The organism is Acidithiobacillus sp. (genome assembly GCF_027322205.1).
Lineage (GTDB): Bacteria > Pseudomonadota > Gammaproteobacteria > Acidithiobacillales > Acidithiobacillaceae > Acidithiobacillus.
On record NZ_DAHVHY010000093.1, the window covers coordinates 1 to 5,998 of the forward strand.

The window sequence follows — 5,998 nt, forward strand, 5'->3', positions numbered from 1 at the left end:
CGAGCATCCGGTCGATCTCGCGTTCAGCCTCCAGCCAGTGTGCCTCGCAGTCCCCCTCAAAACCCTGTCGTTCGGCGATGAAATAAGCGGCTTCGGCGATCATGCAGTAGCGCGCCTCCGCAGGCAACCGCGACTCGCCCGCCACTTGGCGATGCTGGACCTCCTCATTTTCCTCAGACATCAATGTATCTCCTCTATGTGGAAAAGAATTACAACGCTTAGGGCTGATCGCCGTCAGCGGAGTCTTCCGCGGCGTTCGCTATTGCCGTTGCCAGCTCATCCAGAAAATCCTGCAGATGTTCGCTGACCACAGCGACATGACTCTCTAAGACATCCAGGTCTAGGCACTCCTCCGCTTCCTGGAGCAGGAACAAAAACAGCGCATCGTGGGTGAGCTGGGCATCCTCCCAAGTACCGATGCTGGCATATAGGCCTTCCTGATAGAGTTGCGCCACACGGGATTGCAATGGGTTGAGTTCCATGATCAGTCTCCAGGCCAATGACGGGCGGACGTGCCCGGTTCTGAGAATACACCCCGAATGTGACGCTTTTATGAACGCCAGCGATCCCGACCGGAAAAAAGCACCGCGCTACTGTCTTGTCCAATGGACCCGGCCCCAGAACCAACGATCATTTCAATGCTACCAGCGGCCCGGTGCACAGCGGGCGTAGGGGTGAGGCGGATAGTCCCAGCGCCCTGGTCCCCATCGCCCCTGCTTGCCCCAACCCAAACCAGGCCATCCTCGATGCGGTAGACAATCTCATCCCCCTCCCGAAGATGCAATGCGATCCGCACCGGCTGCGGAATCGTGGTTTGGGCTTTGCTGGTTAATTTGCTGGTAATCATGGCGATCGTCCCTGCGGGTTCCCAGATGGCTTGCGGCCTGCAGGGCTTATGGTGATGATAGGCTGCCGCACCCGCTGACAGCCTGACGAACTCTGCCTCCCTATAACAACATAAAGAAACAGAAGGGAGCCCCATGCGGCGCGGACCCGCCAGTTGCGCCAGAATTGCAACCCGCGCTTGAGCGATCATGTTCAGGTCTCCCGCCCGCTTCCCGCCAAACACCGCCCGGATGCCGCCCAGAAAATCACCGACAATACTGTGGGATCGTACTGAAGCCCCGTAGATCGGACCAATCACACGCATCACGCGCATGCTAAGGTAATCGTTCGTTCGTGAGGATCAGAACAGGATTCTGGGCTTCTGGCATGTATGTTCCCTTTTATCTGCTTTGGTATTCCATGGGATAATTGTAACCTTTTCGTGACTGTTCAGCCTGACCTTGGCTGAACAGTCACCCTAAAAACTTTCTTAAACCGCAGAATCCAGCAAACGTTGAGCTTCTAAAGCCACTCCAGGATGTCCGTCGCGAGCTGCCAGCTTCCACCAATGAATTGCCCTAGTCATACTTGTTTCCACTCCAAATCCTTTGGCATACGCTATTCCCACTTGTAACTGAGCCGCCGCGTCCAAATTTTTAGCCGCTTCTTTCCACCAGTAGAAGGCATTAACAGGCTTGCGTGGAACCCCAAACCCTCTAGCATATGCCCATCCGAGGCGATATTGTGCCGGACCAAATCCGTGTTCTGCAGAACTCACTAAACGTGCTAAGTTCTGAGGTCTCGCAACTGGAAGCCCTTCGTCGAAGGTGGTTCCCGCTTGCGCCCTCTGTGCAAACAATGTAACCAACAATATCACGGCAAAACTTAATGTAGCTGATGATAAAGGTTTTTGCATGCTCATGTTCATCTTCATCTTCATTTTACCTCATAGGTTGAGAACTACCCGCGATAAACCCATAATCTAACATCAGAGCGTGGTAGAGTCACACTAATATGTCCTTTAAAATATAAAGTTGCATTAGATGAAAATGCCGCATCTGTTGATTTCGGATTTACTCGGTACACATTCGGCCAAAACGGAACCGCAATCACGGCTACTCCACCTTTTCTTATGAGCCTAGCTCCTGCTTCATTTACAAAAACATGAGAAACTGGTATGCGTGTCATTAACGCCGTAATGACGATTCCCGCTAATATGCTCAAAATCCCGGATGTCAGTATCAGTGCAAAAAGTTTATCGCTTCGACTCATCAGCTACCCATACCTCCATAATCGTCACGTAACGACCTTCCGCAAATAAGAATCCCCGCAGTTTGCTGCGGGGATTTCCCTCAGCCGCTCGCTATTTGCCACGCTTCGCTGCAAGCAGCGGGGAATCAGACCCGAAGGGATTGACACCAACTAAAAGACATTGCAACGGGCTTGAAGTCCCTTAAAACGAATGCTGATAGCTCCTTACGTTATTGTTTTCCGTAGGTACTTTTCAAGTAGCAGCCTCTTTTAATATGAAATGAGCCTGAGCACTATGGTGGACCCATTGGTCAAGACAGTGAAGGCAGAGGCTACGCAAGCACATGTGCGCACGCAACAAGCTGTTTATAAAGCATTATTTATGTTACCCCATACCGCGATATCGATCCCTTTCTCCAAAATTACGACATCTTGCAAAACCGATGACGTTCATGTAAGACGCATACCTTGTGAGCGGGATAGGCAGTGCCTCCATACCACAAAAAGCATTGACTTTATCCCTCCTTGAAAGGAGGGGTTTGGTTTGTTGGCACCTTGACAAATCAACTAGATAGGTGTGAGCATGCCGCAGTCTTGGTCCAATGCTAGAATTTAGGGTAATGTGTGACTTCACGGGACATCGGGATCCCTTTCAATACCCGAATCACGGCTTGATCCAGCTGGTTACCGATCTTTTTGGATCGTGGCCCCAGCGCGTAATCTGCGCGTAGCCCATATACCACGTAACTTGTTTGCCCCATGCTAAACACCGTCAGATTAAGGGGACACCCCGCAGCAACTGGCCAGTCCGTATTGAGTAGATTGCTGAAGTCATAGGGATTGCAAAATACCACAGCCCTGACATCGGTAAATTTCGGACGATTAAAGTGCGGAATCTTGAGCTTCTTTTCCTGCGCATCGATCAGCTTCAAGATATTCAGCTTGAGCACAATCTTGTACCCCCCATCTTTAAGAACATTGTTCACTTCGCCGATAGCAGTCTTCATGGGCATATTGATTTTTTCAACATACAGCGGGCTGGCGGCGGCAACACCACCCCCAACGGAACACAAGCCGAATACGGCCAGACCGGCTTTCAAAACTACCCACTTCACCGGTGTTGATTTATTCTGCATCCTGTTTCACTCCTTAAAAAAGGGAGGTTGTCTATCTGCAACCGCCCATAAAGCGAATACGCAGATAATACAGGTATTCGCAAGGCGCACTGTTTGTACTGCATACCGCCTATAGCTGTTAAAAATTGTAAGCTATGCCTACCATGCCGCGTAAGGTATTCACGCGCGTTTTAATGTTGATCGGCCCTACATAATTTGAGGCCATGTAACGATCATAGTCTACCCCGACGAAGCCGCTGACATCAGAAAGGAAACGATAGCTAAGTTTCCCACCTAGCTGAAAAACGTTTGCTGATGGTGTTCCACCAGGCTCAAGAGAGAATGAATCCAGATTTACTTTTTCATTTGATGCAATTCCTGCTAAGTATCCTGCGTGTGCAGTGACAGTAAGATCTTGTACCGGCTCCATGGCAATAAACAAACCACCCCCTATGGCATTATTGTTGTAAGTGGCGTTGGCAAAACTATCATGGTTACCAATACCGAGCTTGAATTGCGCATACTGATAACCAATGTAGGGGCCAAACATCAAGTGTCGACCAAAAAGGAAGCCCTTGCCAAGGCGAGCATTAAAAGCCAGCGAATGGCCACTATTGCTGGTATTATCTCCGATGATTGGATTGAAGCCATAGTTGAAGCCCAGATGCATAAAGAAATTGTCTTTGCTGACTCCCGATAGAACTACCCCGATGCCTCCTGATGTATTGCCCCCTGAAGCAGGCTTCATTGTCTGAAAAGACTTTGCTAATCCCTGAGTATTAAATGAGTTAAACGAATTTGGCGTTCCAACTGCCTCACCATAGATCCCGAGTGAGTTCAAACCATGACTCAACGAACTGGCACATGCGACTGCTGGAAATGTGCTTATCGCTGCGCATGCAATAAGAATCTTATATTTCATATCACGTTCTCCATATCTCTACTGTGGAAAGCTTTAGATAACCAAGAATGAATATGGTTCAATTTAGGCAATATCCTTTGTTTAGGTGAACGTGTTTTAATTATATAATGACCTGATATCGCGGTAGGGATATCAGGTAGAGCATTGCCACCACATCCGGATGGTGTGTCGTAACCAAGGGGGATATCCATATCGCGCATGACGTTACTGGTGACCTGAAGAACAGGCAGGGGATACAGCATAATTCTGTCGAGGGTGGTCACGACCAGATTACGTGTCCAGCCATCAATACGCTGATGCCGCTTTATGGCTGCCTCGACACCCACACAATTATTGCAAGACGGGACACCCAGACTCTGCATCAGTGGAATAATGGGTGAAAGTTCGACGGGCATCACATTACCGAGAGAATGATCGGGAACAATTCAGCCATAATGAACTTCAACCATTAGCGTAATGGAATGAACGTCCTCTTCCCCCCAGCCGTGGTCTGATGCCACGATGGGGCTCTATCGAAACAAGGAGGTTCATCCCATGAAAGAAGTTACAACCCTGGGCATCGACTTGGCAAAAAATATCTACCAACTGCATGGTGTGGATCGCCATGGTAAGCCCATTCTGAAAAAGGCTGTCAGTCGGGCCAAACTGCTGGAGACGCTGGGCAATCTGCCGCCGTGTCTCGTGGGCATCGAAGCTTGCGGCGGCGCCCATCACTGGGCACGGGAGATTGGCAATCTGGGCCACCAAGTACGCATCATTGCGCCCCAATTCGTCGTTCCCTACCGCAAGAGCGGCAAGAACGACGCCAATGATGCAGAAGCCATCTGCGAGGCGGTATCCCGCCCGAGCATGCGTTTCGTCGCCATCAAGACACTGGAACAGCAGGCGGTCTTGGTAGTGCATCGAGTACGCGAGGCAATCAAGGCGGAACGGACGGCGTTGATCAACCAGATCCGGGGGTTGTTACAGGAATTTGGCATTGTCCTGCCCCAAGGAGCGGCAACCTTTTCCAAGCGGCTGGTGGAAGCACTGGCGGACTCGGAAATCCCCCTGGATGCGGTGAGCGTCTTTTCCGAATTGCGCGGGCATCTGCTGCGGCTGGAAGAGCGGCTGGCGGATTATGACCGGAAGATCGCACGTCTGGCACAAGACGAGACGGCGCGGCGGCTGGCGGAGATTCCCGGCATTGGTCCAGTCACCGCTACGGCGGCGGTGGCGACGGTGGGTGACGCTAGGCTTTTTCGCAATGGTCGGGAACTCGCGGCCTGGGTTGGGCTGGTGCCGAGGCAATCCAGTTCTGGTGGAAAGACCCGCTTGGGAAGGATTACCAAGCAGGGAGACAGTTACCTGCGCACCCTGTTTGTACAGGGGGCCTTGGTCGTGATCCGGCATCTGGGAGAAAAGACCGATCCGCGATCTCAATGGATCAGAGCACTAGTGGCGCGCCGGGGGATTCAGAAGGCCGCTGTGGCGCTGGCGGCCAAGATGGTACGGACGGCGTGGGCCATTATGGCGCGGGGCGAGCATTACCGGTTGGCAGCCAGTGGCTAAAGGCAATGGCGACAACTGCGCCAGGTAAACAAGTTGTGAAATAAAGGAGGTTCTCAAGTTCCACGATTGCTGGATGACGAGAGATGGCGGATAGGTCGAACCAGCGCCTGCAAACCCTGGGTATTCCACAGGCTCCTGAAGCCGATAGCGTGATGAGGAGCAGGCGCGCGGATAGTCCATTAGGGCCAGGGCTGATGCCCAACAACAGGCCGGATACATGTGTGCAGTCAACCCAATCCAAAATCTACGGCATCTTGCAAAACCGAGGACGTTCATACATGGAATACGAAAGCGGCGATCAGCACTGGGAATATGGAGCCACATACAAACAAAA

General features: G+C 51.4%; 8 protein-coding genes. 1 reads left to right on the top strand and 7 read right to left on the bottom strand.

The window, feature by feature from the left end:
• From M7F93_RS10805 to M7F93_RS10835, 7 genes are all read right to left on the bottom strand, one after another.
• Positions 1 to 181: DUF2934 domain-containing protein (locus M7F93_RS10805; protein WP_298173235.1), on the bottom strand; the 181-nt coding region annotated here is incomplete at its 3' end.
• 37 nt (positions 182 to 218) lie between these two features.
• Complete coding sequence (locus M7F93_RS10810) at positions 219 to 482, bottom strand: hypothetical protein (protein ID WP_298173238.1); 264 nt, start codon at positions 480 to 482, stop codon at positions 219 to 221.
• A gap of 68 nt (positions 483 to 550) precedes the next feature.
• Positions 551 to 1,159: an AbrB/MazE/SpoVT family DNA-binding domain-containing protein gene (locus tag M7F93_RS10815; RefSeq protein WP_298173241.1), complete on the bottom strand. Its 609-nt coding sequence runs from the start codon at positions 1,157 to 1,159 to the stop codon at positions 551 to 553.
• A gap of 156 nt (positions 1,160 to 1,315) precedes the next feature.
• Complete coding sequence (locus M7F93_RS10820) at positions 1,316 to 1,765, bottom strand: tetratricopeptide repeat protein (protein WP_298173244.1); 450 nt, start codon at positions 1,763 to 1,765, stop codon at positions 1,316 to 1,318.
• Positions 1,766 to 2,681: 916 nt separating this feature from the next.
• Positions 2,682 to 3,212, bottom strand: coding sequence for a DUF302 domain-containing protein (locus tag M7F93_RS10825; protein ID WP_298173247.1), 531 nt, complete (start codon positions 3,210 to 3,212; stop codon positions 2,682 to 2,684).
• Positions 3,213 to 3,330: 118 nt separating this feature from the next.
• On the bottom strand, positions 3,331 to 4,113 hold the full coding sequence (locus M7F93_RS10830) for an autotransporter outer membrane beta-barrel domain-containing protein (protein ID WP_298173250.1): 783 nt from the start codon (positions 4,111 to 4,113) through the stop codon (positions 3,331 to 3,333).
• Positions 4,110 to 4,508 carry a hypothetical protein gene (locus M7F93_RS10835; RefSeq protein WP_298173253.1) on the bottom strand — a complete coding sequence of 133 codons (399 nt, stop codon included), beginning with the start codon at positions 4,506 to 4,508 and terminating at the stop codon, positions 4,110 to 4,112. The genes M7F93_RS10830 and M7F93_RS10835 overlap by 4 nt, the downstream gene beginning before the upstream one ends.
• 139 nt (positions 4,509 to 4,647) lie before the next feature.
• Between M7F93_RS10835 and M7F93_RS10840 the strand changes: the two genes are divergently transcribed.
• The gene (locus tag M7F93_RS10840; protein ID WP_035192195.1) at positions 4,648 to 5,664 is read left to right on the top strand and encodes an IS110 family RNA-guided transposase; all 1,017 of its coding nucleotides are present in this window, start codon (positions 4,648 to 4,650) and stop codon (positions 5,662 to 5,664) included.
• Positions 5,665 to 5,998: the final 334 nt, after the last annotated feature.